General features: G+C 70.4%; 23 protein-coding genes. 12 read left to right on the plus strand and 11 right to left on the minus strand.

Annotated features, from left to right (window positions below; genetic code table 11):
* Positions 1-72: 72 nt before the first annotated feature.
* Complete coding sequence (locus EDD90_RS40775) at positions 73-924, minus strand: hypothetical protein (protein ID WP_123978114.1); 852 nt, start codon at positions 922-924, stop codon at positions 73-75.
* Complete coding sequence (locus tag EDD90_RS40780) at positions 921-1,490, minus strand: SigE family RNA polymerase sigma factor (protein WP_123978115.1); 570 nt, start codon at positions 1,488-1,490, stop codon at positions 921-923. Before EDD90_RS40780 ends, EDD90_RS40775 begins: the two co-directional genes overlap by 4 nt.
* Before the next feature lie 272 nt (positions 1,491-1,762).
* Here EDD90_RS40780 and EDD90_RS40785 point away from each other — a divergent pair, with 272 nt between their 5' ends.
* Positions 1,763-3,214, plus strand: a complete 1,452-nt coding sequence (locus EDD90_RS40785; protein WP_123978116.1) for an NCS2 family permease — start codon at positions 1,763-1,765, stop codon at positions 3,212-3,214.
* Between the two features lie 112 nt (positions 3,215-3,326).
* On the opposite strand, the gene EDD90_RS40790 is transcribed toward EDD90_RS40785, so the two are convergent.
* Together EDD90_RS40790 and EDD90_RS40795 are read right to left on the minus strand one after the other, a co-directional pair.
* Positions 3,327-4,784 (minus strand): penicillin-binding protein 2, encoded by a 1,458-nt coding sequence (locus tag EDD90_RS40790; protein WP_123978117.1) that lies wholly within the window; start codon positions 4,782-4,784, stop codon positions 3,327-3,329.
* Between the two features lie 81 nt (positions 4,785-4,865).
* Complete coding sequence (locus EDD90_RS40795) at positions 4,866-5,639, minus strand: IclR family transcriptional regulator (RefSeq protein WP_123978118.1); 774 nt, start codon at positions 5,637-5,639, stop codon at positions 4,866-4,868.
* Positions 5,640-5,779: 140 nt separating this feature from the next.
* Here EDD90_RS40795 and EDD90_RS40800 point away from each other — a divergent pair, with 140 nt between their 5' ends.
* The 4 genes from EDD90_RS40800 to EDD90_RS40815 all read left to right on the plus strand — a co-directional run bounded on the left by EDD90_RS40800 (position 5,780) and on the right by EDD90_RS40815 (position 10,110).
* Positions 5,780-7,309, plus strand: a complete 1,530-nt coding sequence (locus EDD90_RS40800) for an aldehyde dehydrogenase (NADP(+)) (RefSeq protein ID WP_123978119.1) — start codon at positions 5,780-5,782, stop codon at positions 7,307-7,309.
* Between the two features lie 153 nt (positions 7,310-7,462).
* A complete protein-coding gene (locus tag EDD90_RS40805; protein WP_123978120.1) occupies positions 7,463-8,071 on the plus strand; it encodes a DUF1349 domain-containing protein in 609 nt (202 codons plus the stop codon).
* A gap of 162 nt (positions 8,072-8,233) precedes the next feature.
* The gene (locus EDD90_RS40810) at positions 8,234-8,950 is read left to right on the plus strand and encodes a DsbA family oxidoreductase (protein ID WP_123978121.1); all 717 of its coding nucleotides are present in this window, start codon (positions 8,234-8,236) and stop codon (positions 8,948-8,950) included.
* Positions 8,951-9,048: 98 nt separating this feature from the next.
* Positions 9,049-10,110, plus strand: coding sequence for an aminotransferase class V-fold PLP-dependent enzyme (locus tag EDD90_RS40815; RefSeq protein ID WP_123978122.1), 1,062 nt, complete (start codon positions 9,049-9,051; stop codon positions 10,108-10,110).
* Between the two features lie 56 nt (positions 10,111-10,166).
* Here the strand turns inward: EDD90_RS40815 and EDD90_RS40820 are convergent, their stop codons facing one another.
* On the minus strand, positions 10,167-10,667 hold the full coding sequence (locus tag EDD90_RS40820; RefSeq protein ID WP_123978123.1) for a MarR family winged helix-turn-helix transcriptional regulator: 501 nt from the start codon (positions 10,665-10,667) through the stop codon (positions 10,167-10,169).
* 153 nt (positions 10,668-10,820) lie between these two features.
* Here EDD90_RS40820 and EDD90_RS40825 point away from each other — a divergent pair, with 153 nt between their 5' ends.
* Positions 10,821-11,882, plus strand: coding sequence for an alkene reductase (locus tag EDD90_RS40825; protein ID WP_123978124.1), 1,062 nt, complete (start codon positions 10,821-10,823; stop codon positions 11,880-11,882).
* A gap of 55 nt (positions 11,883-11,937) precedes the next feature.
* Here EDD90_RS40825 and thpD read toward each other — a convergent pair whose 3' ends face one another.
* The 6 genes from thpD to EDD90_RS40855 form a co-directional block, all read right to left on the minus strand.
* Entirely contained in the window at positions 11,938-12,825 is an 888-nt protein-coding gene (gene thpD, locus EDD90_RS40830) for an ectoine hydroxylase (RefSeq protein WP_123978125.1), read from the minus strand.
* 2 nt (positions 12,826-12,827) lie between these two features.
* Positions 12,828-13,226 carry an ectoine synthase gene (locus EDD90_RS40835; protein WP_123978126.1) on the minus strand — a complete coding sequence of 133 codons (399 nt, stop codon included), beginning with the start codon at positions 13,224-13,226 and terminating at the stop codon, positions 12,828-12,830.
* Positions 13,227-13,257: 31 nt separating this feature from the next.
* Positions 13,258-14,511, minus strand: coding sequence for a diaminobutyrate--2-oxoglutarate transaminase (ectB, locus tag EDD90_RS40840; RefSeq protein WP_123982160.1), 1,254 nt, complete (start codon positions 14,509-14,511; stop codon positions 13,258-13,260).
* Positions 14,512-14,597: 86 nt separating this feature from the next.
* On the minus strand, positions 14,598-15,113 hold the full coding sequence (ectA, locus tag EDD90_RS40845; RefSeq protein WP_123978127.1) for a diaminobutyrate acetyltransferase: 516 nt from the start codon (positions 15,111-15,113) through the stop codon (positions 14,598-14,600).
* Positions 15,114-15,352: 239 nt separating this feature from the next.
* Positions 15,353-15,901, minus strand: a complete 549-nt coding sequence (locus EDD90_RS40850) for a DinB family protein (RefSeq protein WP_123978128.1) — start codon at positions 15,899-15,901, stop codon at positions 15,353-15,355.
* Between the two features lie 66 nt (positions 15,902-15,967).
* On the minus strand, positions 15,968-17,068 hold the full coding sequence (locus EDD90_RS40855; protein WP_123982162.1) for an alanine--glyoxylate aminotransferase family protein: 1,101 nt from the start codon (positions 17,066-17,068) through the stop codon (positions 15,968-15,970).
* Positions 17,069-17,266: 198 nt separating this feature from the next.
* On the opposite strand from EDD90_RS40855, the gene EDD90_RS40860 reads away from it, so the two are divergent.
* From EDD90_RS40860 to EDD90_RS40885, 6 genes are all read left to right on the plus strand, one after another.
* Complete coding sequence (locus tag EDD90_RS40860) at positions 17,267-18,121, plus strand: transporter substrate-binding domain-containing protein (protein WP_123978129.1); 855 nt, start codon at positions 17,267-17,269, stop codon at positions 18,119-18,121.
* On the plus strand, positions 18,118-18,951 hold the full coding sequence (locus tag EDD90_RS40865) for an amino acid ABC transporter permease (RefSeq protein WP_123978130.1): 834 nt from the start codon (positions 18,118-18,120) through the stop codon (positions 18,949-18,951). The genes EDD90_RS40860 and EDD90_RS40865 overlap by 4 nt, the downstream gene beginning before the upstream one ends.
* Positions 18,948-19,739, plus strand: a complete 792-nt coding sequence (locus tag EDD90_RS40870) for an amino acid ABC transporter ATP-binding protein (protein WP_123978131.1) — start codon at positions 18,948-18,950, stop codon at positions 19,737-19,739. Before EDD90_RS40865 ends, EDD90_RS40870 begins: the two co-directional genes overlap by 4 nt.
* A gap of 295 nt (positions 19,740-20,034) precedes the next feature.
* Positions 20,035-20,418 (plus strand): hypothetical protein, encoded by a 384-nt coding sequence (locus EDD90_RS57845; RefSeq protein WP_260328446.1) that lies wholly within the window; start codon positions 20,035-20,037, stop codon positions 20,416-20,418.
* 5 nt (positions 20,419-20,423) lie between these two features.
* Entirely contained in the window at positions 20,424-21,515 is a 1,092-nt protein-coding gene (locus EDD90_RS40880) for an amidohydrolase family protein (RefSeq protein WP_123978132.1), read from the plus strand.
* 142 nt (positions 21,516-21,657) lie between these two features.
* Complete coding sequence (locus tag EDD90_RS40885; protein WP_123978133.1) at positions 21,658-22,623, plus strand: SCO1860 family LAETG-anchored protein; 966 nt, start codon at positions 21,658-21,660, stop codon at positions 22,621-22,623.
* The last annotated feature ends 93 nt before the right edge of the window (positions 22,624-22,716 follow it).

Raw genomic sequence — 22,716 nt, forward strand, 5'->3', positions numbered from 1 at the left:
GTGCGGCCGGGCTCGCCCGTCAGTACCTGGTCGCCGCCGCTCGGGAGAAGGTTGCCGTGTTCCGGAACTTTTTTACGAGTCGCCGTCGGTTGTCGTGTGGGTGGCGAAGTCGCCGGTCACCGTGTACTGCTTGCCGTCCGCGCTGCCCGTGATCGTGTAGCTGTCGTCCTTGGCGTCGCGGCCGCCGCGCTCGTGGTTGTACTGGCCCGCGAACACCCACTGGCCGACCACGACCTTGGCGTCCGGCTTGAGCGTCCATGTGTAGACCAGGAAGCCGTCCTGCTCGGCCACGGTCTGCGTGAAGTCGGTCTCCGGCAGCGAGCGCCAGGCTCCGGTGTTGGACACCCCGCCGGTCTGCGCCACCTTCAACTGCACGGTGAGCGCGGTCAGTTGCTGAGAGACCTTCAGTGTCACGTCGGACTGCGCCCAGAAGTCGTTGCTGTGCGGGTCCACCGAGCCGTCCGACCACAGCGGACCGTCCTGCTCGCCCTTCGCGACCGGAGCCGTCGGGGTGGCGGAAGCCGTCGGAGATGACGAGGGCGCCGAACTCGCCTTGGGGGAGGCGGACTTCGAGGGCGTGTGCGCGGGCGGGGCGGCGGAGTGGGACGGTGCGGGGGTGGCCGCGTCCGGTGTCCCGGAGGGCGTCGGCGACACCGCGACCGTCTTCTCGGTGTGCGTGTCCTTCACGGCCGAGGCGACCGCGTAGCCGCCGACCCCGAGGACCGCGGCGACCGCGGCCGTGGCGCTGACCACCCGGACCCAGCCGAACACGGCCGGAAGGGTGGCGCGATGGCCGGGGCGGGCCGCCTGCGGGGCCATGCCCCGCTCGACCCGGGCCAGGATGCGGGCGCGGTCGGGTTCGTGCGCCTCGGCCGCCTCGTGCAGCCGGGCGCGCAGCTCGTCGTGCACGTCCTGCTGCCTCATCGGTTCCTTCCTCCGCTCTGACCGGCACGCGGCGCCATCGCCGCGTGCACCCGCTGCGGAACACCCTGCTCGCCGAGGAGCTTCTGCAACTCGGCCATGCCCTTCGACGTCTGGCTCTTAACCGTACCCACCGAGATCCCCAGGGCGAGAGCGGTGTCCTTTTCCGACAGGTCGAAAGCGTGCCGAAGCACCACACACGCCCGTTTGCGGAACGGCAGGCGGCGCAGCGCCCCCTGGACGTCGACCACTCCGGCGATGTCGGGGTTCTCGGTGCTCTCCTCGCGGTGCGACCAGAACAGGGCGATACGGCGCCGCTCGCGCACGGCGCTGCGGATGCGGGTGCGGGCCAGGTTGGCGACGACACCGCGGGCGTAGGCCACCGGGTGGTCGGCCGCGCGCACCCGGTCCCAGCGGTGCCACAGCGCCAGCAGGGCGTCGGCGGCCAGGTCGTCGGCGGCGTCCGACTCGCCGGTCAGCATGTACCCGAGACGGGAGAGTTCGGCGTAGTGGCGTTCGAAGAAGGCATGGAACTCCACGGAGGCGGCGTCGTCGACGACTGTGCCCACGGGTGACCTCTTCTGTCCGGGTGTATGTCATGCAGATGACATGCGACGGCCGGGGGTGCGCCCCGGCGGGAATCCGGAGCGTAGCAGTGATCGTTTCGTGTGCTTCGTACGGGGGTTCGGTGGTGGTGTGTCCGAGAGTACGACGATGGTTCGGTCCCTCGGAGCCGGTTGCGCCTGATTCCGTAACACGGGGAAAACCTGAAACAGGTTCAACGCGGGAACAATCCAGCCAGCATCCGCACACGTTCGATCAGGCAACGAGGAGTACGACCATGTCCGAGACGCAGAAGGTGGACCGGCCCCAGGGCGCCGCGCCACCCGCCGGGAACAGCGTCGACCGGTTCTTCAAGATCTCCGAACGGGGGTCCACCTTCGGCCGGGAGATACGCGGCGGCTTCGCCACGTTCTTCACCATGGCCTACATCCTTGTCCTGAACCCCATCATCCTCGGCAGCGCCAAGGACAAGTTCGGACACAGCCTCGACACCGGCCAACTCGTCACCGCCACCGCGCTGGTGGCCTGTGTGATGACGGTCATCATGGGCGTCGGCGGCAACCTGCCCCTCGCGATCGCGGCCGGACTCGGTCTCAACGCGGTCGTGGCCTTCCAGTTGGCGCCGCTGATGAGCTGGTCCGACGCGATGGGCCTGGTGGTCCTCGAAGGCCTGCTGATCTGTGTGCTCGTTGTGACGGGCCTGCGCGAGGCGATCATGAACGCGATCCCGCAGCAGCTGAAGCAGGCGATCGGGGTCGGCATCGGCCTGTTCATCGCGTTCATCGGCTTCGTCGACGCCGGTTTCGTCAGCCGTATCCCGGACGCCGCGGACACCACCGTGCCGGTGCAGCTGGGTGCCGTCGGCAGGCTCACCGGCTGGCCCGTGCTCGTCTTCTGTCTTGGCGTGCTCCTGACCATCGCGCTGGTCGCGCGGAAGGTGAAGGGCGCGATCCTGATCAGCATCGTCACGATGACCGCCGTGGCGATCGTCATCGACTCGGTGGCCGACATCAAGAGCTGGGGCCTGACCACGCCGAAGATCCCGGACAAGATCGTGGCCGCGCCCGACTTCGGACTCGTCGGTCACTTCAACCTGTTCGGCGGCTTCGGCAAGGCCGGTGTCCTCACCGCCGTACTGCTGGTCTTCACCCTGATCCTGTCCGACTTCTTCGACGCCATGGGCACGATCGTGGGCATCAGCGCGGAGGCCGGACTGCTCGACGACAAGGGGCAGGTGCCGGGCATCGGCCGGGTCCTGTTCATCGACGGTGCGGCGGCCGTGGCCGGCGGCATCGGCTCGGCCTCCTCCAACACGGCCTACATCGAGTCGGCGGCGGGTGTCGGCGAGGGCGCGCGGACCGGCTTCGCCAACCTGATCACCGGCGGGATGTTCGGGCTGGCCCTCTTCCTCACCCCGCTGCTCACGATCGTCCCGCTGCAGGCGGCGGCGCCCGCGCTGATCGCCGTGGGCTTCCTGATGATGACCCACGTCAAGCACATCGACTGGGACAAGTACGAGATCGCGATCCCGGCGTTCCTCACCATCGCCGCGATGCCGTTCACCTACTCGATCACGGACGGCATCGGGGCGGGCTTCCTGGCGTACGTGGTGATCAAGGCGGTGCTGGGGAAGGCGAAGGAGGTCAACTGGCTGCTGTGGGCCGTGTCGGCGTTGTTCCTGGTGTACTTCGCGATTGATCCGGTGGAGCAGATGCTGGGTGTGAAGTAGGAAGCTGCGCGATCGGCTGCGGGTGATTCGTGGCTGGTCACGCCCGCGCGGCGGTAGCCGCAAATCGACTACCGCCCCGCGCTTCCCGACGGGGCGCTTCAGCTCGGGGCGCTTATGTGAGAGCCGCCTGCATCATCGCCTTGGCCACCGGTGCCGCCAGGCCGTTGCCGCTGACCTCCGACCTCGCCGCGTCGGACTGCTCGACCATCACCGCCACGGCGACCTCCTTCCCCGTGCTGTTCGACTTGCCGAAGGACGTGAACCAGGCGAACGGCGTCTTGCTGTTGTTCTCGCCGTGCTGGGCCGTGCCCGTCTTGCCGCCCACCGTGACGCCGGAGATCCGCGCGTTCGTGCCGGTGCCCTGCTCGACGACCGTCTGCATCGCGGACTGGAGCTGCTCGGCGGTGGAGGAGCTGACGATCTCCTTGCTGCTCGCGTCGTCGTCGTAGTTCTTGAGCACATCGCCGCCGCTGTCGGTGATCTGGGAGACCATATGCGGGGAGACCAGCTTGCCGCCGTTGGCTATGGCCGCCGAGACCATGGCCATCTGGAGCGGGGTCGCCGTGACGTCGAACTGGCCGATGCCGGAGAGGCCGGTCTGGGCCTTGTCCATGTTCTTCGGGTAGACGCTGGCGTAGGCCCGTACCGGGACGTCCAGCTTTTCGTCGTTGAAGCCGAACTTCTCGGCCATCGCCCGCACCTTGTCCTGGCCCAGGTCGACGGCCATCTTGCCGAAGACGTTGTTGCAGGAGTACTGGAGAGCCACCCGGATGGGGGCGTTCTCGCAGGGCGCCGAGGTGCTCTCGTTCCTCAGCGGGGTCGTCGAGCCCGGCAGGGTGTAGGGGTTGGGGCTCACCGTCTTGTCGTCGACGTTCTTGTAGAGCCCGTCCTCCAGCGCGGCCGCCGCGACCACCAGCTTGAACGTCGAACCCGGCGGCAGCGGCTGGCGCAGCGCCCGGTTGGTGAGCGGCTTGTCCGAGTCGGCGTTCAGCGACTTCCAGGCCGAGCCGGCGGTGTTCGCGTCGGTGAGCGCGGAGGGGTCGTACGACGGGGTCGACACGACCGCCAGGATCTTGCCGGTCTTCGGGTCGATCGCGACCGCCCCGCCCTTCTTGCCGCCGAGGGCCTGGTACGCCGCCTTCTGGACGGCCGGGTCGATCGTCGTGATCACATTGCCCGGGGCGGCACGCTGGTCGGTGATCGTGTTCATGACGGTCTTGAGCTGGTTGTCGGTGCCGTTGAGCAGGTCCTGGTAGACGCCCTCCAGCTGGGTCGGTGCGTAGGCCTGTGAGGCATAGCCCGTCACCGCCGCGTACAGCTTGCCGTTCGTGTACGTGCGCTTGTACTTGAGATCGCTGCTGCCCGACGTCCGTCCCGAGCCGGTGATCGACTCACCGGCCACGATGATGTTCCCCAGCGGCTCTGAGTACGTCTCGATGACGTTGCGCCGGTTGCTCTTGTCGTCCGCGAGGGCCTGGCCGTCGTAGAACTGCACCCATGTCGCCCTGACCAGCAGGGTGAGCACGAGCAGCAGCGCGAAGACGGACGCCCGCCTGATCGTCTTGTTCATCCCACCCGGACAGACGAACGAAGGCGGGGCGTGCGTTCCCTGCGAACGGATTTCTCATCGTCCGTTCATTCGGGCGCGAGGTCAGAGCCGGCGGGTCGCCAGCGTCAGACGGTCCCGCGCGTCGAACAGGGCGTCCTTGATCATCTGCTCGTGGGCGGGGGTGAGGCGGGCCACCGGGACCGAGCAGCTGATCGCGTCGCGGGCCGGGGTGCGGTAGGGGATCGCCACACCGAAGCAGCGCAGCCCGAGCGTGTTCTCCTCGCGGTCGATCGCGAAGCCCTGCTCGCGGATCTGGTGGAGTTCCTCGATGAGCTTCTCGCGGTCGGTGATGGTGTGCTCGGTGAGCGCGGGGAGGGTCTCCGGCAGCAGCTTGCGGACCTGCTCGTCGGTGTGGGTGGCGAGCAGCGCCTTGCCGAGCGAGGTGGAGTGCGCGGGGAGGCGGCGGCCCACGCGGGTGAAGGGGCGCAGATAGTGCTGGGACTGGCGGGTGGCCAGGTAGACCACGTTGGTGCCGTCGAGACGCGCCAGGTGGATGGTCTCCGTGGTGTCGTCGGAGAGCCGGTCCAGGGTCGGGCGGGCCGCCGCGACCACCTCGTCGCCGTCGATGTACGACGTGCCGACCAGCAGCGCCCGCACCCCGATGCCGTACCGGGTGCCGGTCGCGTCCGTCTCCACCCAGCCCAGCTCCACCAGCGTGCGCAGCAGCATGTAGAGGCTGGACTTGGGATATCCGACGGCCTCCTGGACCGCCGCGAGGGAGTGCATACCGGGCCGGCCGGCGAAGTATTCGAGCAATTCCACGGTCCGCACCGCGGACTTGACCTGCGCCCCGCCGCCTGTCTCGCCTGCCGACATCGCCCTTGACCCCTTCGTTGGACGGGAAATAGTCTCCAACAGCATATTCATCATCAGAGACAGCGTTCAGTATATCGAACACCCCTGGTGAATGACCCGGATACTGCGGCAAGAAAACGCAACTCATGGAGGGACCCGCGGTGGCAGCAGCACCAGTCTGGAGTGTCGACCCGCGCACCGGGAAGCAGCGTGAACAGGTTGCGGTGGAGGCCACAGCCGAAGAGGTGGACGCCGTCGTCACGGCCGCGCACGCCGCACGCGGCTCCCTCGCCGACCGCACCGTCCGCGCCGCCTTCCTGCGCTCGGCCGCCGCCGGACTCGACGCGGCCAAGGACCGGCTGGTCGAGGCCGCCGACGCGGAGACCGCGCTCGGCCCGGTCCGGCTCACCGGCGAACTCGCCCGCACCGTCTACCAGCTGCGGGCCTTCGCGGACATCGTCGACGAGGGCGCCTTCCTCGACGTCATCATCAACCACCCCGACGCCACCGCCACCCCGCCCATCCCGGACCTGCGCCGCTACAAGGTCCCGCTGGGTGTCGTCGCCGTCTACTCGGCCTCCAACTTCCCCTTCGCGTTCTCCGTCGCCGGCGGCGACACCGCGAGCGCGCTGGCCGCCGGCAACCCGGTTGTCGTGAAGGCCCACCCCGACCACCCGGCCCTGTCCGAGCTGGTCGCCAAGGTGCTGCGCCGGGCCGCCGCGGAGCACGGCATCCCGGAAGCCGTGCTCGGTCTCGTGCACGGCTTCCAGGCCGGCATCGAGCTGATCAACCACCCGCTGGTCGCCGCGGCCGGGTTCACCGGTTCCGTCCGGGGCGGCCGGGCACTGTTCGACGCGGCCGCCGCGCGGCCGGTCCCGATCCCCTTCCACGGCGAACTGGGCTCCCTCAACCCCGTCCTCGTCACGGAGGCCGCGGCCGCCGAGCGGGGCGAGGAGATCGGTGCCGGGCTCGCCGGGTCGATGACCCTGGGCGTCGGTCAGTTCTGCGTCAAGCCGGGCCTGGTCCTGGTGCCGGCCGGCGCGGGCGGTGACGGCCTGGTCAAGTCCCTCACGGACGCGGTCAGCGACACCGACCCCGGTGTTCTGCTCGACCACCGGATGCGCGACAACTTCATCGCCGGGGTCGCGGAGCGCGGCGAACTCCCCGACGTGGAGAGCCCGGTGACGCCGGGGGCGGGCGGCGAGCACACCGTCAGCGCCGGGTTCCTCTCGGTGGCGGCCAGCCGGCTGGCCGAGGCGGGGGCGTACGACCTGCTCCTGGAGGAGTGCTTCGGGCCGGTGACCGTGGTGGTCCGTTACGAGGACCGGGACGAGGCGACGGCGGTGCTCTCGCGGCTGCCCGGAAACCTGACGGCGACGGTTCACGTCTCCGACGGCGAGGCTGCGGGGGAGGGGCTCGGGGCGGAGATCCTCGCGGAGCTCACGCCGCTGGCCGGTCGTGTGCTGGTCAACGGCTGGCCGACGGGGGTGGCTGTGGCCCCGGCCCAGCAGCACGGCGGGCCGTACCCGGCGACGACGTCCACGTCCACCTCCGTGGGCGGTACGGCGATCGAGCGGTGGCTGCGGCCGGTGGCCTATCAGGGGGCGCCGTCGGCTCTGCTGCCGGCCGAGTTGAAGGATGCCAATCCGCTGGGGCTGCCTCGGAGGTTCAACGGGGTTTTGGAGCGGTAGCGCCGTGGGGGGCGTGGGGTGCGTTGCGGAGTGCCGGTTCGATGTGGCTGGTCGCGCAGTTCCTCCCCCGGCCTCGGCCGGGGGTACCCCCAGCGCCCCTTCAAGTTGGCCACCCCTGACCACGGCACATGGTTCTGCTGACACAATCCGACCATGGACGTCGAACTTCCCGAACTTCCTTTCCCCCTCCGCACCTACGGGCCCGACGGGCACTGGTTCTACGAGGACGGTGTGCTCACCGGGTGGGCCGGGGCCCGGCAGGACCGGTTTGTGTCGCCCACCGGGGAGGCGCTGGATCCCGCCTCCGACGCGCCCCGGCTGCTGGGGGCGCCCGAAGGGGACTTCCAGCTGATCGCCCGGGTCACCGTCGGGTTCGGTGCCGCCTTCGACGCCGGAGTGCTGTACGTCCACGTCGGCGACCGGGCCTGGGCCAAGCTCTGCCTGGAGAACTCCCCGGACGTGCCCACCGTCTGCACGGTGGTCACCCGCGGTCACTCCGACGACGCCAACTCCTTCACGGTGGAGGGGAGTTCGGTCTGGCTGCGGATCAGCCGGACCGGGCGGGCGCTGGCCTTCCACGCCTCCCGCGACGGCAAGAAGTGGATCTTCGTGCGGCTGTTCACGCTGGGCGGCGAGAAGGAGACGGAGGACGCGCTGGTCGGCTTCATGACCCAGTCGCCGATGGGGGAGGGGTGTGTGGTGACGTACGACCACATCGAGTTCAGGCCCGACTGGCCGGCCGATCTGCGCGACGGAAGCTGAGCGGCGGAAGCCGAGCGGCGGAAGCTGGGCGGCGGCGCGGCCGGCACGGAACCGGTGCGGGCCGGTCCGTACCCGCGGTACGCGGTGCGGGGGAATGAAACGGGCTGGTTGAAGGTTCAGGTAGTTGAGAGACGTCTTATCACTACCTGGAGAGCCGAAGACATGCGCGTCGAGATCTGGAGCGACATCGCCTGCCCCTGGTGCTACGTGGGCAAGGCCCGCTTCGAGAAGGCCCTTGCCGCCTTCCCGCACCGCGACGAGGTCGAGGTCGTGCACCGCTCCTTCGAGCTGGACCCCGGCCGCGCCAAGGACGATGTGCAGCCGGTGCTCGCCATGCTCAGCAAGAAGTACGGCATGAGCGAGGCACAGGCCCAGGCGGGCGAGGACAACCTGGGCGCGCAGGCCGCCGCCGAGGGCCTTGAGTACCGCACCCGGGACCGCGACCACGGCAACACCTTCGACATGCACCGGCTGCTGCACTTCGCCAAGGAGCAGGGCCGGCAGGACGAGCTGATCCAGCTCCTGTACCGGGCGAACTTCGCCGAGGAGCGGTCCGTCTTCAGCGAGGGCACCGAGCGGCTCGTCGACATCGCCGTGGCGGCCGGACTGGACGCGGCGGCCGTGCGCGAGGTGCTCGCCGACCCGGCCGCCTACGCCGACGCGGTCCGCGCCGACGAGCGCGAGGCCGCCGAGCTCGGTGCGAACGGGGTGCCGTTCTTCGTCCTCGACCGGAAGTACGGGGTCTCCGGCGCCCAGCCCGCCGAGGTGTTCACCCAGGCGCTCAGCCAGGCGTGGGGTGCGCGCTCTCCGCTGAAGCTCATCGACGAGGGCGGGGCGGAGGCCTGCGGGCCGGACGGGTGCGCGGTCCCGCAGCACTGAGAAAGGCGCAGGTCGGGGCGGTCGTATAAGCGTCGCTTAGCGGTTCCACGTAAAAATCCGCAATGGACGGGGGGTTCCGTGGGCCGCAGAGTGGACCCATGGAGACCACGGAGACGTTCGAGAGCCTCGTCCGCGCCGAGTTCACCCCGAAGAGCATCTTCCTCAACACCGCAAGCAACGGGCTGCTGCCCGCCCGTGCCGTGGCCGCCCTGCACCAGGCGGCGCTGCTGCGGGCCGAGGGCCGGCCACTGACCGCTCTGTACGAGGACGTGGAGGCCTGCCGGGCCGGGTACGCCCGGCTGGCCGGCGTCCCGGCGAGCCGGGTCGCCGCGGGTGCCTCGGTCGCCGCGCACACCGGTGTGATCGCCGCCTCGCTGCCGGCCGGCGCCGAAGTGCTCACGGCCGAGGACGACTTCACCTCCGTACTGAACCCGTTCCATGTCCGCGGCGACCTCAAGGTCCGCTCGGTGCCGCTGGAGCGCGTCGCCGAGTCCGTCCGTCCCGGCACCGCCCTCGTCGCGGTCAGCGCGGCCCAGTCGGCGGACGGGCGGATCGCCGACCTGCCCGCGCTGCGCGAGGCCGCCCGTGCGCACGGGGCGCGCACCTACGTCGACTTCTCCCAGGCCGCCGGCTGGCTGCCGATGGACGCCGACGCCTACGACTTCACCGCATCCGTCTCCTTCAAGTGGCTGCTCGGCCCGCACGGCGCGGCCTTCCTCGTGGTCCCCGAGGACTTCGGCGGGCTCACTCCGATGCTCGCCGGCTGGGTCGCGGGCGAGGAGCCGTGGGACAGCTGCTACGGCCCGGTCGCCGAACTCGCCCACTCGGCCCGGCGGTTCGACCTCACCCACGCCCTGTTCACGTTCGCAGGCCTGCGCCGCTCGCTCGACCTGATCGAGGAACTCGGCGTGGCCGCCGTCCACGACCACGACGTGGCCCTCGCCGACCGGTTCCGCGCCGGGCTCGCCTCCCTCGGTCACGAGCCCCTGCCCGCCCCGGGCTCGGCGATCGTCTCGGTCCCCGGGCTCGGCGCCCGCCAGCCCGATCTGAGCCGGGCCGGCATCGAGGTCTCCAACCGTTCGGGCAACCTGCGTGCGGCTTTTCACCTCTACAACACGCCCGCCGACGTGGACCGCCTGCTGGACGCCCTCGGGGGCTGACCAGCCGATCCCGGCGGATCCGCCCCGGTCGGGCCCGCGCCGGCGCCGCGGACCGGTCAGGCCCGCGCCGTGTTCGCCGGGCACAGGTTGGCCTCGACCCGGCCGAGCAGGCGGAGCAGCTGCTCGCGCTCGGCCGGGTCGAGGCCGGCCAGGCTCTCCTCCTCCAGCGCGGTCCACACCCGCTCCACCTCGGTCAGCAGCCGGGTGCCGCACTCCGTGGCCTCCACCAGCACCGCGCGCCGGTCCGCCGGGTCCGGCAGCCGCCGCACCTGCCCGGCCTGCTCCAGCCGCTGGAGCATCTTGGTCACCGTGGACGGGTCCAGGCCGAGCATCCGGATCAGGTCCGACTGCCGGGCCGGGCCGTTCTCCCACAGATACATCATCACCAGCTCCTGGCCCGGATAGAGGCCGAGCCCGCGCAGCAGCCCGGCGGCGGCGGTGCGGTGCAGCCGCGCCACCCGGCTCAGCGCATGGCTGACCGGACCGCCCTCGGCGGAGGCCGGCAGCGTACAGCCCTGTCCGGCCGCGTCCGCCGCCGGTTCCCTGGTGGCGTCCATCACCGCTCCCGTACCTCTCCGACTTCCGGTAACCGTCCTGAAAGCCTACTCAGACCTTCCCGGAGGAATTTAATTGGTCGACCAATGATTGGGGTAGGGTGACTGCGGTCGCATTACTTGGCCGACCAATTAAAGCTACCTCCGGGAGTCACCGTGACCACCGCCTTCGATCCGATCGACCTGCCGGGCCACCGCCTCGCCAACCGCATCGCCATGGCCCCGATGACACGCGGCCGTGCCGCCGAGGGCGGTCTGCCCACCGCCCTCACCGCGGAGTACTACGCCCAGCGTGCCTCCGCGGGCCTGATCGTGACCGAGGGCATCCAGCCCTCCGCCGTCGGCCAGGGCTACCCGGACACCCCCGGCCTGCACAGCGCCGAGCAGATCGCCGCCTGGCGCACGGTCACCGACGCGGTGCACGCCGCCGGCGGCCGGATCTTCGCCCAGATCATGCACTCCGGCCGGATCGGCCACCCCGACCTGCTGCCGGACGGGCTGGTCAACGTCGCCCCCTCCGCGGTCGCCGCCAGCGGCCAGGTGTACACCCACGAGGGACCGAAGGACTTCGTCGAGCCCCGCGAACTGACCGAGGACGAGATCCACGCGACCGTCGCCGACTACGCGGCCGCCGCCCGGGCCGCTGTGGAGGCCGGCTTCGACGGCGTGGAACTGCACGGCGCCAACGGTTACCTGATCCACCAGTTCCTGGCCCCGGGCAGCAACCGGCGTACCGACGGGTGGGGCGGCTCCCCGGCCGGCCGCATCCGCTTCGCCGTGGAGACCGTGAAGGCGGTGGTGGAGGCCATCGGCGCCGAGCGCACCGGCCTGCGCCTGTCCCCGGGCAACCCGCTCAACGACATGGACGAGCCCGAGCCCGAGCCGACGTACACGGCGCTGGTCGACGCGCTGGAGCCGCTGGGCCTGGCGTATGTGCATGTGATGGAGGTGCCGGGGCACCGGGAGCTGACCACCGCGCTGCGCAAGCGGTTCAGCGGGGTGTTCGTCCTCAACCCGGCGACCGAGGGCCCGACCGGCCCGGAGGCCCTCGAACTCGTCGAGGACGGCACGGCCGACGTCATCTCCTACGGCCAGCTGTTCCTCGCCAACCCGGACCTCCCGGCCCGGCTGAAGGCGGGCGGCCCGTTCAACGCCGCGAACCCGGCGACGTTCTTCGGCGGCGGGGCCGAGGGCTACACGGACTACCCGGCACTGTGACACGGGACGGGGGCCGCCACACCAGGTGTGGCGGCCCCCGGGATGTACGACACGCTCAGCGGACGGGCGTGAAGTCCCTCGCGCCGATGAACTCGGGCCTGCGCACCGGTGCCGCGAACGGCTCCACCGCCGCGTTCTCCACGCTGTTGAACACGATGAAGACGTTGCTGCGCGGGAACGGGGTGATGTTGTCGCCCGAGCCGTGCATGCAGTTGCAGTCGAACCAGGTCGCCGAACCGGCCCGGCCGGTGAACAGCTTGATGCCGTACTCGCCCGCCATGGCGGTGAGCGCCTCGTCGGAGGGCGTGCCCGCGTCCTGCATCTGCAGCGACTTCTTGTAGTTGTCCCTGGGCGTGGCGCCGGCGCACCCCAGGAACGTCCGGTGCGAGCCCGGCATGATCATGAGCCCGCCGTTGGTGTCGTGGTTCTCGGTCAGCGCGATCGAGACCGACACGGCCCGCATGTTCGGCAGGCCGTCCTCGGCGTGCCAGGTCTCGAAGTCCGAGTGCCAGTAGAAGCCGCTGGCACCGAACCCCGGCTTGACGTTGATCCGCGACTGGTGGACGTACACGTCCGAGCCGAGGATCTGCCGGGCCCGGCCGGCCACCCGCTCGTCGCGCACCAGGTTCGCGAACACCTCGCTGATCCGGTGCACCTCGAAGACGGACCGGATCTCCTGCGACTTCGGCTCCACGATGGAGCGTTCGTCGGCCCGGATCGCCGGGTCGGCGATCAGCCGCTCCAACTCCTGCCGGTACACGGTGACTTCGTCGTCCCCTATCAACTGCTCGACGGCGAGGAAGCCGTCGCGCTCGAACGCCTCCAGCCGGTCCGTGGGGATCGGCCCGGGCGCGCCGGGCGCCGACCAGACGACCGGGTCCTTGCGGGGTGCGGAGACCTCGACCGGGCCACGGCTCGGGTACAGGTCGGTGATCGCGGTCATGGTCAGCCCTCCTCCGTCAGCAGGGGATAGACGCCGTTCTCGTCGTGGTCCTCCCGCCCGGTGACCGGCGGGTTGAACACGCAGATGCAGCGGAAGTCCTCCTTGACGCGAAGCGTGTGCCGCTCGTGCCCGTCGAGGAGGTACATGGTCCCGGGCATGATCGTGTACGACGTCCCGGTCTCGCGGTCGGTCAGCTCGGCCTCGCCCTCGACGCAGACGACGGCCTCGATGTGGTTGGCGTACCACATCGACGTCTGCGTGCCCGCGTACAGGATCGTCTCGTGCAGCGAGAAGCCGACCCGCTCCTTCGCGAGGACGATGCGCTTGCTCTCCCAGGTCCCGGACGCGGACCTCACATGCCGGTCGGTGCCTTCGATTTCCTTGAACGATCGGACGATCACGGTGGTGTACAGCCTCCTTGCTCGATCTTGGTCAGGCGGTTTCCCGGACGGCCCGGGCGAGGATGCTCAGCCCCTCGTCCAGCTCGTCCGGGGTGACGGTCAGGGCGGGCAGCAGCTTGACGACCTCGCTCTCCGGCCCCGACGTCTCGATGAGCAGCCCGAGTTCGAAGGCGCGCCCCGCGATCCGCCCGGCCCGCCCCTTCTCGTGGAACTCCAGGCCCCACACCAGGCCCCGCCCCCGGTACTCCTTCACGTCGGCGAGGTTCTCCTCGACGATCGCGATGAGCCCCTGCTCGATCTGCTCGCCCTTGGTCCGGGTCTGCTTCTCCATCGCCGGGCCGTCGCTCCAGTAGGTCTCCAGCGCGGCGGTCGCGGTGACGAAGGCGGGGTTGTTGCCGCGGAAGGTGCCGTTGTGCTCGCCCGGCTCCCACACGTCCAGCTCGGGCCGGAACAGGCACAGCGACATGGGCAGCCCGTAGCCGCTGATGGACTTGGAGACGGTGACGATGTCGGGGACGATCCCCGACTCCTCGAAGGAGAAGAAGGCACCGGTGCGCCCGCAGCCCATCTGGATGTCGTCGACGATCAGCAGCATGTCCTGCCGCTCGCAGAGCGCCTTGAGCGCGCGCAGCCATTCGGGCCGGGCCACGTTGATGCCGCCCTCGCCCTGCACGGTCTCCACGATCACCGCGGCGGGCTTGTTGAGCCCCGACCCGTGGTCCTCCAACAGCCGCTCGAACCACAGGAAGTCCGGCACGGTCCCGTCGAAGTAGTTGTCGAACGGCATCGGCGTCCCGTGCACCAGCGGGATCCCGGCCCCGGCCCGCTTGAACGCGTTGCCGGTGACGGCCAGCGAGCCGAGGGACATCCCGTGGAAGGCGTTGGTGAACGACACGATCGCCTCGCGCCCCTTCACCTTCCGGGCGAGCTTGAGCGCCGACTCGACGGCGTTCGTCCCCGTCGGCCCCGGGAACATGACCTTGTACGGCAGGTCGCGCGGCTGCAGCACCAGCTCCTGGAACGTCTGCAGGAACGACCGCTTGGCCGTGGTCGACATGTCGAGGCCGTGGGTGACCCCGTCGCGTTCCAGGTAGTCGAGCAACGCCCGTTTCAGCACCGGGTTGTTGTGGCCGTAGTTGAGCGACCCGGCACCGGCGAAGAAGTCCAGGTACCCGTGTCCGTCCTCGTCGTACATACGGCTGCCCCGGGCCTGGTCGAACACGGTCGGCCAGCCGCGGCAGTAGCTGCGGACCTCGGACTCCAGGGTCTCGAAGACGCTATGAATGTCGGTGGTGCGGCCGGAGGCCGCTCCGTTGAGGGCGGTGGTGGGCGACGGGTGGGCAGGCTGGGTGATGGTCACGGCGGGGCTCCTCAGTGCGATGTGGGGGTCAAGGGGCCGATGCGGTACAGGACTTCGGGGTCGTGCGGACCGTCGGGGAACTCCCCGGCCTCGAACAGCACCGAGCGCTCCACGGTGGCGCCGTGCCGGGCGGCGTACGAGGTGAACAGGCGCTCGGAGGCGGTGTTGCCGGGGGTGATGGTGGTCTCGACGGCGGTGAGCGGCCGTTCGGCGGCCACCCGCGCCGTCAGCCCGTCCAGCAGCCGCGCCGCGATACCGCGCCCGCGCTGCGCGGCGTCCACGGCCACCTGCCAGACGAGCAGGGTGTCCGGCCGGTCCGGCCGGCTGTATCCGGTCACGAACCCGACGGGCTCGCCGTCCGCGCCGCGTGCCACCGCCGAGGTGTCGGCGAAATCCCGGCACCACAGCAGATAGCTGTACGAGGAGTTCAGATCGAGGCTCCTGGAATCCTTTGCGATACGCCAGAGAGCGGCGCCGTCGGTCACCAGCGGGCGCTCGACGGTCAGGTCTGCTTGTGGGGCAGTCATGCGGATTGAATTTAGCGAGGCAAATGCAAAAACGCACGGCGGGAGGTGTTGCCACCTCGACTCACCGTGCCCTTATGTGCCGATATATGGCACCACAAACCGGGCAAATGACCCGGTTATGTGGAGTGTGTCACAGGGTTGAAATCCGGATGAAATTCCGTCGGTTTAGCTCCGCAAAAAGCGGGCAGAAGAACTCGGGTAAGCCATCCGCCGAAAGGGAATTCGGAATTGCCGTGAATTCAGGCTCCGGTCACGCCGTCGATACGCTCCCGCAGGATGTCGGCGTGTCCGTTGTGCCGGGCGTGCTCCTCGACGAGATGGACGAGAACCCACCGCAGACTGACCTCGACACCGTCCATCGGACCGCCGGTGATCCGTCCGGTGTCGTCGAGCGACCGCCCCGCGCACAGCTCCCGCCCCCGTGCGATCTCCCGCCGCCACACATCGAGCGCCTCGCCGAGCCCACGCCCGGGATCGAGGGCGTACCCCGTCTCCTCCTCGTACACCGGAGGCACATCGAGTCCCGCGAACACCCGCTGGAACCAGTTCCGTTCCACCTCGGCGAGATGCTGCACCAGCCCCAGCGGCGTCAGGGCGGACGGCTCAGCCGACGCCGTCCGCGCCTGCGCGTCGTCCAGGCCCGAGCACTTCAGCGCGAGTGTGGCCCGGTGGAAGTCCAGCCGGCTTTCCAGCATGGGGCGTTCGGCGCCCGTCGTGAGCGGGACCGGACGGCCGTCAGGGAGCGTCCGGGGTGCGTCGGGGAGGGAGCGGGGCGCGTCGGCGGTCATGGGGCGAGGGGGGCACGGTGCCCTGTGCCACCCACCGCTTTTCGGCCTCCGCCGGCTTCTGCGCCGCTACCGCCAGGCGGACTCCGCCGCCCGCCGAGCCCCCTCCAGGTCCACCGTCAGGCCCTTCTTCGCCAGCTCCGCCCCGAGCGCGGCCAGGCTCGACTGCACCACATCTGCCGTCGCGTCGACCCCGTAGTGGTTGACCCGGATCATCTCCTTGGCCAGTGCGCCCCCGCCCGCGGCCAGCGGCAGCGTGCCGTCGCCCGCCAGGGCCCCGGCGACCAGCTCCGACGCCACCACACCCGACGGCACCCGCAGGGTCGTGGCCACCGGTGCCGCGTCGGCCTCCTCGTACACGTACGGCTCCAGGCCGCCGCCCAGGGCCACCGCCCCGGCCCGGGTGGCCAGCGCGGCCGTGCGGTGCCGGGCCGTCACCGTCTCCAGGCCCTCCGCCTCGATCCGCTCGACGCACGCCTGAAGCGCCAGCATCTCCAGCTGCGCCGGCGCGTGCAGCAGCGCCTTGCGGCCGCCGTCGACCCAGTGCTCCTTCCAGTCCAGCAGGGAGAGGTAGGAGCGGCGCGGGGCGTGCGGGTTCGCCGCCATCCGGGCCCACGCCCGCTCGCTCACCGACACCGCCGAGACACCCGCCGGGCCGCCCATCGCCTTCTGTGCCCCGATCACGCACAGGTCCACGCCCCACGCGTCCGGCAGCACCGGCTCGGCACCGACCGAGGCCACCGCGTCCAGATAGAAGAGGGCGCCCTGCTCCCGTACCGCCTCGCCGATCTCCGCGACCGGGTTGGTGTTGCCGGTCGCCGCCTCCGCGTGCACCAGGGAGACGAAGTCGATCTCCGGGTGCTCGGCGAACGCCTCCCGGATCTGCGCGGCCGTCACCGCCGTGTGGAACGGCACGGCGAGATCGATCACGGTCGCGCCGCAGTCCCGCAGCCAGTTCCCGAAGGTCTGCCCGTACGGGCCGGTGATCACGTTCAGTGCGGTGGTCCCCGGTCCCGCCGCTGCCCTGATCGCGCCCTCCAGCGGCAGCAGCGCCTCGCCCTGCATGATCACGACGTCCTGACGGGTATCCAGCAGGCGGGCCACCCGGTCCTCGATCGCGGCGAAGTGCGCGGCGCTCAGCGGGGGCAGGTCGAGGAAGGGGTGGGTCACGGCGGTGCTCTCTTCGCTCACGGAGGGGTGGATCAGAACGAGCGTAACCGGCACACCCCCGACGCCTCTGACCGGCGACTTCTTAGGCCGGACGGCCGTCCGGCCATCGGTTTGGTTTGAGAGACCCAAACATCTCCTTATAATCGGAACCCGCAGAAACGGAATCCACAGCTCCACCACAGACTCACGGGAGGTCTTGTGACCACGCTCCTCGGGCGCCGCCGGGCTCGCGCCCTGGCCGCCGCCACCGCCGCGGCCGGGCTGGCACTCGTGGCCGGCTGCACGTCGAGCGGCAACGGCTCCAGCGCCTCCAGGACGGCCGCGGGCGGGGTCGAACTCGTCAAGGCCGGCCGGCTCACCACCTGCACCCACCTGCCGTACCCGCCGTTCCAGTCGGAGATCGACGGCAAGGTGCAGGGCTTCGACGTGTCGATGATCGACCTGGTCGCCAAGAACCTCGGCGTGAAGCAGCAGGTCCTCGACACGCCCTTCGAGAACTTCAAGACCGGCGCCTTCCTCAACTCCGGCGAGTGCGACCTGGCCGCGGCCGGCATGACCATCACCGCCGAGCGCAAGAAGAACGTCGACTTCTCCGACCCGTACTTCGAAGCAACCCAGGCCCTTCTCGTCGACAAGAGCACCGGCATCACCTCGCTCGCCGACGCCAAGGCCAAGAAGGTCCAGCTGGGCGCCCAGGCGCAGACCACCGGCGAGGACTACGCCAAGGAGCAGGGCTTCGACCCGGTCTCCTTCGAGTCCTCCGACGCCGTCCTGGGCGGCCTGCGCACCGGCCAGGTCAAGGCCGTCATCATCGACTACCCCGTGGTCCAGGGCTGGCTCAAGGACAAGGCCAACGCCAGCGACTTCCAGCTCGCCGGCAACATCAACACCGGTGAGCAGTACGGCTTCACGGTGAAGAAGGGCAACACCAAGCTGCTCGCCGCCGTCAACAAGGCGATCGCCGACGCCAAGGCCGACGGCACGTACAAGAAGCTGTACGAGAAGTGGATCGGCCCCTACGACCGGTCCGCGGCCTCTCCCTCCGCCTCATGACCGCCACGGACGCGGAACTCCAGCCCCGCAAGAAGGGTCTGACCCGGCGTCAGAAGCGCGGACTGTCGCGAGGGGTGCAGTACGTCGTCTTCGTCGCCGCCGTGATCGCCTTCGCGGCCGGCGCCGACTGGGGACGGCTGCAGAACCAGTTCGCCCAGTGGGACATCGCCAAGCAGATGTTCCCGGACGTCATCACGCTGGCCCTGAAGAACACCGTGCTCTACACGCTGTCCGGCTTCGTCGTCGGACTGGCCCTCGGCATGGTGATCGCGCTGATGCGGCTGTCCTCGGTGGGTCCCTACCGCTGGCTGGCCGGCATCTACATCGAGATCTTCCGCGGCCTGCCCGCCCTGCTGATCTTCATCTTCATCGGGGTCGCCGTACCGCTCGCCTTCCCCGGCACGGAGATCGTCGGCGGCACCTACGGCAAGGTCGCGCTCGCGCTCGGCCTGGTCGCCGCCGCCTACATGGCCGAGACGATCCGCGCGGGCATCCAGGCGGTTCCCAAGGGCCAGATGGAAGCGGCCCGTTCGCTGGGCTTCTCGCCCGCCCGCGCCATGATATCGATCATCATCCCGCAGGCGTTCCGCATCATCCTCCCGCCGCTGACCAACGAGTTGGTGCTCCTCTTCAAGGACTCCTCCCTCGTCCTGTTCCTCGGTGTCACCCTGGAGGAGCGCGAACTGTCCAAGTACGGCCGCGACCTGGCCAGTACGACCGCCAACTCCACGCCCATTCTCGTCGCCGGCCTGTGCTACCTGCTGGTCACGATCCCGCTCGGCTTCGTCGTGCGCCGCATGGAGGCGAAGGCCCAGGAGGCCGTGAAGTGAGCGAGAAGTCTTCCACGGGGCGTCCCGAGATCCAGGTGAAGGGCCTGCACAAGTCCTTCGGCGACAACGCGGTGCTGCGCGGTATCGACCTGGAGATCGGCCAGGGCGAGGTCGTCTGTGTCATCGGCCCCTCCGGCTCCGGCAAGTCCACGTTGCTCCGCTGCGTCAACCTCCTCGAAGAGCCCACCGAGGGCCAGGTGTTCGTCGGCGGCACGGAGCTGACGGACCCGGACGTCGACATCGACGCCGTACGCCGCCGGATCGGCATGGTCTTCCAGCAGTTCAACCTGTTCCCGCACCTCACGGTCACCGAGAACCTCACCCTGCCGCAGCGCCGGGTGCTCGGGCGGGACAAGGCGCGAGCGGCACGGGTGGCCGCCGAGAACCTCGAACGCGTCGGCCTGTCCGAGAAGGCGAACGCCTACCCCGCCTCCCTCTCCGGCGGCCAGCAGCAGCGGGTGGCCATCGCCCGCGCCCTCTCGATGGGCCCCGAGGTGATGCTCTTCGACGAGCCGACCTCGGCGCTCGACCCGGAGCTGGTCGGGGACGTGCTGGCGGTGATGCGGATGCTGGCGCGGGAGGGCATGACCATGATGGTGGTCACCCATGAGATGAGCTTCGCCCGCGAGGTCGCCGACCGGGTGGTCTTCATGGACGGCGGAGTCGTGGTCGAGGACGGCACACCGGACCAGGTGATCGGCAACCCCGCCCACGAACGCACCCGCCACTTCCTCTCCCGCCTGCTCGACCCGGCCATGGCCCAGGTGGAGGAGGAGACCTCGGAGTAGCCGCGCGGGGCCGGCTGTCAGTGCCGTGTGCGAGGGTTCGGTCATGGACGCACAGCACGTGGCACGGAGTCGGGACGAGACCGTCGCCCTCTTCGGGAGGCGGGGGCTGCCCGAGTCGTCGTACGAGAACCTCGACGAGGAGTAGTCCTACGACGTCCACCCCGGCCCGGTCGCGATCGCGGGCGATCTCGACCTGGACCTGGACGCGAGGGCACCCTCCGGCGCCGGCATCGTCGTCGACGGTGACCTGACCGTCGAGGGCAGCATCGTCAACGCCGACGACGGCTGCCCGGCGGTGGTCGTCCTCGGCGATCTGCGGGCGGCCAACGTCTATCTCGAAGGCGACGCCAAGCTGCTGGTGCTGGGCAGCGTCACCGTGGACGCCTTCGTAGGCAACATGACCGACAAGCTCGTGATGATCCACGGCGATCTGCGCGCCAAGGTGACCGTCCTGTCGGGCGAGTTCGGTCCCGACCTCGTCGGCGGCACCCTGCACGGCGCGGTCGTCGCGCCCGCCTGTCTCGACCTCGCCCAGGACGTCGACCCGGCCTCGGTCCTCGTCCCCGAGGTGCTGCGCACCGACGGCGAGGACGACTGGCGCTCCTTCGACGCCCCGCGCGTACACGGCGGCCGGCTGCTGAACCGTATCGATGAGGGGCTCCCGGTCGTCCTAGGCTGAGGCCCATGAGCGATCAAGCGGTGCTGCACGTGAAGGGCCGGGTCCTTGTGGGACCCGAGGACGTCCGCGACGAGCTGTGGGTGGTGGGCGGTCGGGTCTCCTACGACCGTCCCGCCGGTGTACGTGACATCCGGACCGTCGAGGGCTGGGCGCTCCCCGGCCTGGTCGACGCCCACTGCCATGTCGGCCTCGGCCCGCACGGCCCGGTCGACGCGGCGACCGCCGAGAAGCAGGCCCTCACCGACCGCGAGGCCGGAACCCTCCTGATCCGGGACGCCGGTTCACCCTCGGACACCCGCTGGGTCGACGACCGCGAGGATCTCCCGAAGATCATCAGGGCCGGCCGGCACATCGCGCGCACCCGCCGCTACATAAGGAACTTCGCCCACGAGATCGAGCCGGAGGACCTCGTCGCCTACGTCGCCCAGGAGGCCCGGCGCGGCGACGGCTGGGTCAAGCTGGTCGGCGACTGGATCGACCGCGACCTCGGCGACCTGGCGCCCAGCTGGCCCCGCGACGCCGTCGAGGCGGCCATCGCCGAGGCCCACCGGCTCGGCGCCCGGGTCACCGCCCACTGCTTCGCCGAGAACTCCCTCCAGGACCTCGTCGAGGCGGGCATCGACTGCATCGAGCACGCGACCGGCCTCACCGACGACCTGATCCCGCTCTTCGCCGAGCGCGGTGTCGCGATCGTCCCGACCCTCGTCAACATCGCCACCTTCCCGCAGCTCGCGGCGGGCGGCGAGAGCAAGTTCCCGCAGTGGTCCGCCCATATGCGCCGGCTCCACGAGCGCCGCTACGACACCGTCCGCAGCGCCTACGACGCCGGTATCCCGGTGTACGTCGGCACCGACGCCGGCGGCTCGCTGGCGCACGGCCTGGTCGCGGGCGAGGTCGCCGAGCTGGTCACCGCCGGGATCCCGCCCGTCGACGCGCTCGCGGCGACCAGCTGGGCGGCCCGCGCCTGGCTCGGCAGGCCCGGCCTGGAGGAGGGCGCGCCAGCGGACCTGGTGGTGTACGAGAGCGACCCGCGTGCGGACGTACGCGTCCTCGCATCCCCCCGGAGGGTGGTGCTGAACGGGCAGGTCGTGGAGTAAGGGAACTCCTGTGCCTGCCGGTTCGAATACATTCGCGGAATCTCCACTATTGAGTGAAGTAACGCGGGATTGCTGCCCGTTCACCCATAGTGCGTAATTCTTGGCGGGTCCCGAGCACGTTTCCTCTGGGGGTCCCACCACCTTGAACAGCGACACCTTCCGCATGCCCGCACGCCGTCTCGCGACCGTCGCGGCGGCCACGGCCCTGGCCGCCGGTCCCGCGGCCCTGGCCGGCGCGGGCGCCGCACACGCGACCACCGACCACGGTCACGCGAGTGCGGTCGTCCTCCGTACCGGTCTGGACGTCTCCCTCCTCAGCAAGACCGTGAACGTCCCGCTCGCGCTCACCCTGAACGAGGTCCAGGCACCGCGCAGCGCCGACCGGACCGCGCTGACCGCCACACTCGACGGAGTCGACGGCGGCAAGCCGTTCAGCGTCCTCGGCGCCACCGCCGCCGGCGCGAAGGCGACGGTCTCCGGCGGCCGGGCCGAGGCCTCGGTCCACCTCGCCCACGCCCGGCTGCACGTGCCGGGCCTGCCCCTGCTGTCCCTCGTCGAACTCGACGCGGTCACGTCCGAGGCCACCTGCGAGACCGGCAAGCTGCCGGAGGCCTTCACCCATGTGCCCGGCGCCGTCACGGTGCTCGGCAGGCGGGTGACGCTGAGCGCGGTCGGCCCCACCGACGTCAAGGTCCCCGGCGTCGGCGAGGTCCGCCTGGACCTGGCCAAGGCGGAGACGACATCGGGCAGGGCGGCGGCCAGCGCCCTCGTGCTCAAGGTCGCCGTCAACCCGCTGAAGCTGAACGTGGCGCAGGTGGAGGGGACGCTGACCCTGGCGAAGGTGACGTGCGAGACGCCGCCGGATCCCGGGAACCCCGCGGCCCCTGCGGACCCCTCGGATCCCGCGGCCCCCGCGAACTCCGCGGACCCGGTGACCGACGTGAAGGTACAGGGCGCCCCGGTGGACGAGGCGAAGCCCACCCCGACGAAGGCGACGAAGCTGGCGGAGACGGGCGGCGGTTCGGTGACGCCGTACATGGTGGGAGGCGCGCTGGCGCTGGTCGCCGCGGGCGGCGGAGCGGTGACTCTGGTCCGACGTCGTCGATAGCGCCCCGCCAGGGGCGCGGGGCGGTAGCCGATCTGCGGCTACCGCCGCGGGCGTGACCAGCCACAACGCACCCGCAGCCGCGAGCCGGCCCGC

It is taken from the genome of Streptomyces sp. Ag109_O5-1 (assembly GCF_003814875.1).
GTDB classification, from domain to species: domain Bacteria; phylum Actinomycetota; class Actinomycetes; order Streptomycetales; family Streptomycetaceae; genus Streptomyces; species Streptomyces sasae.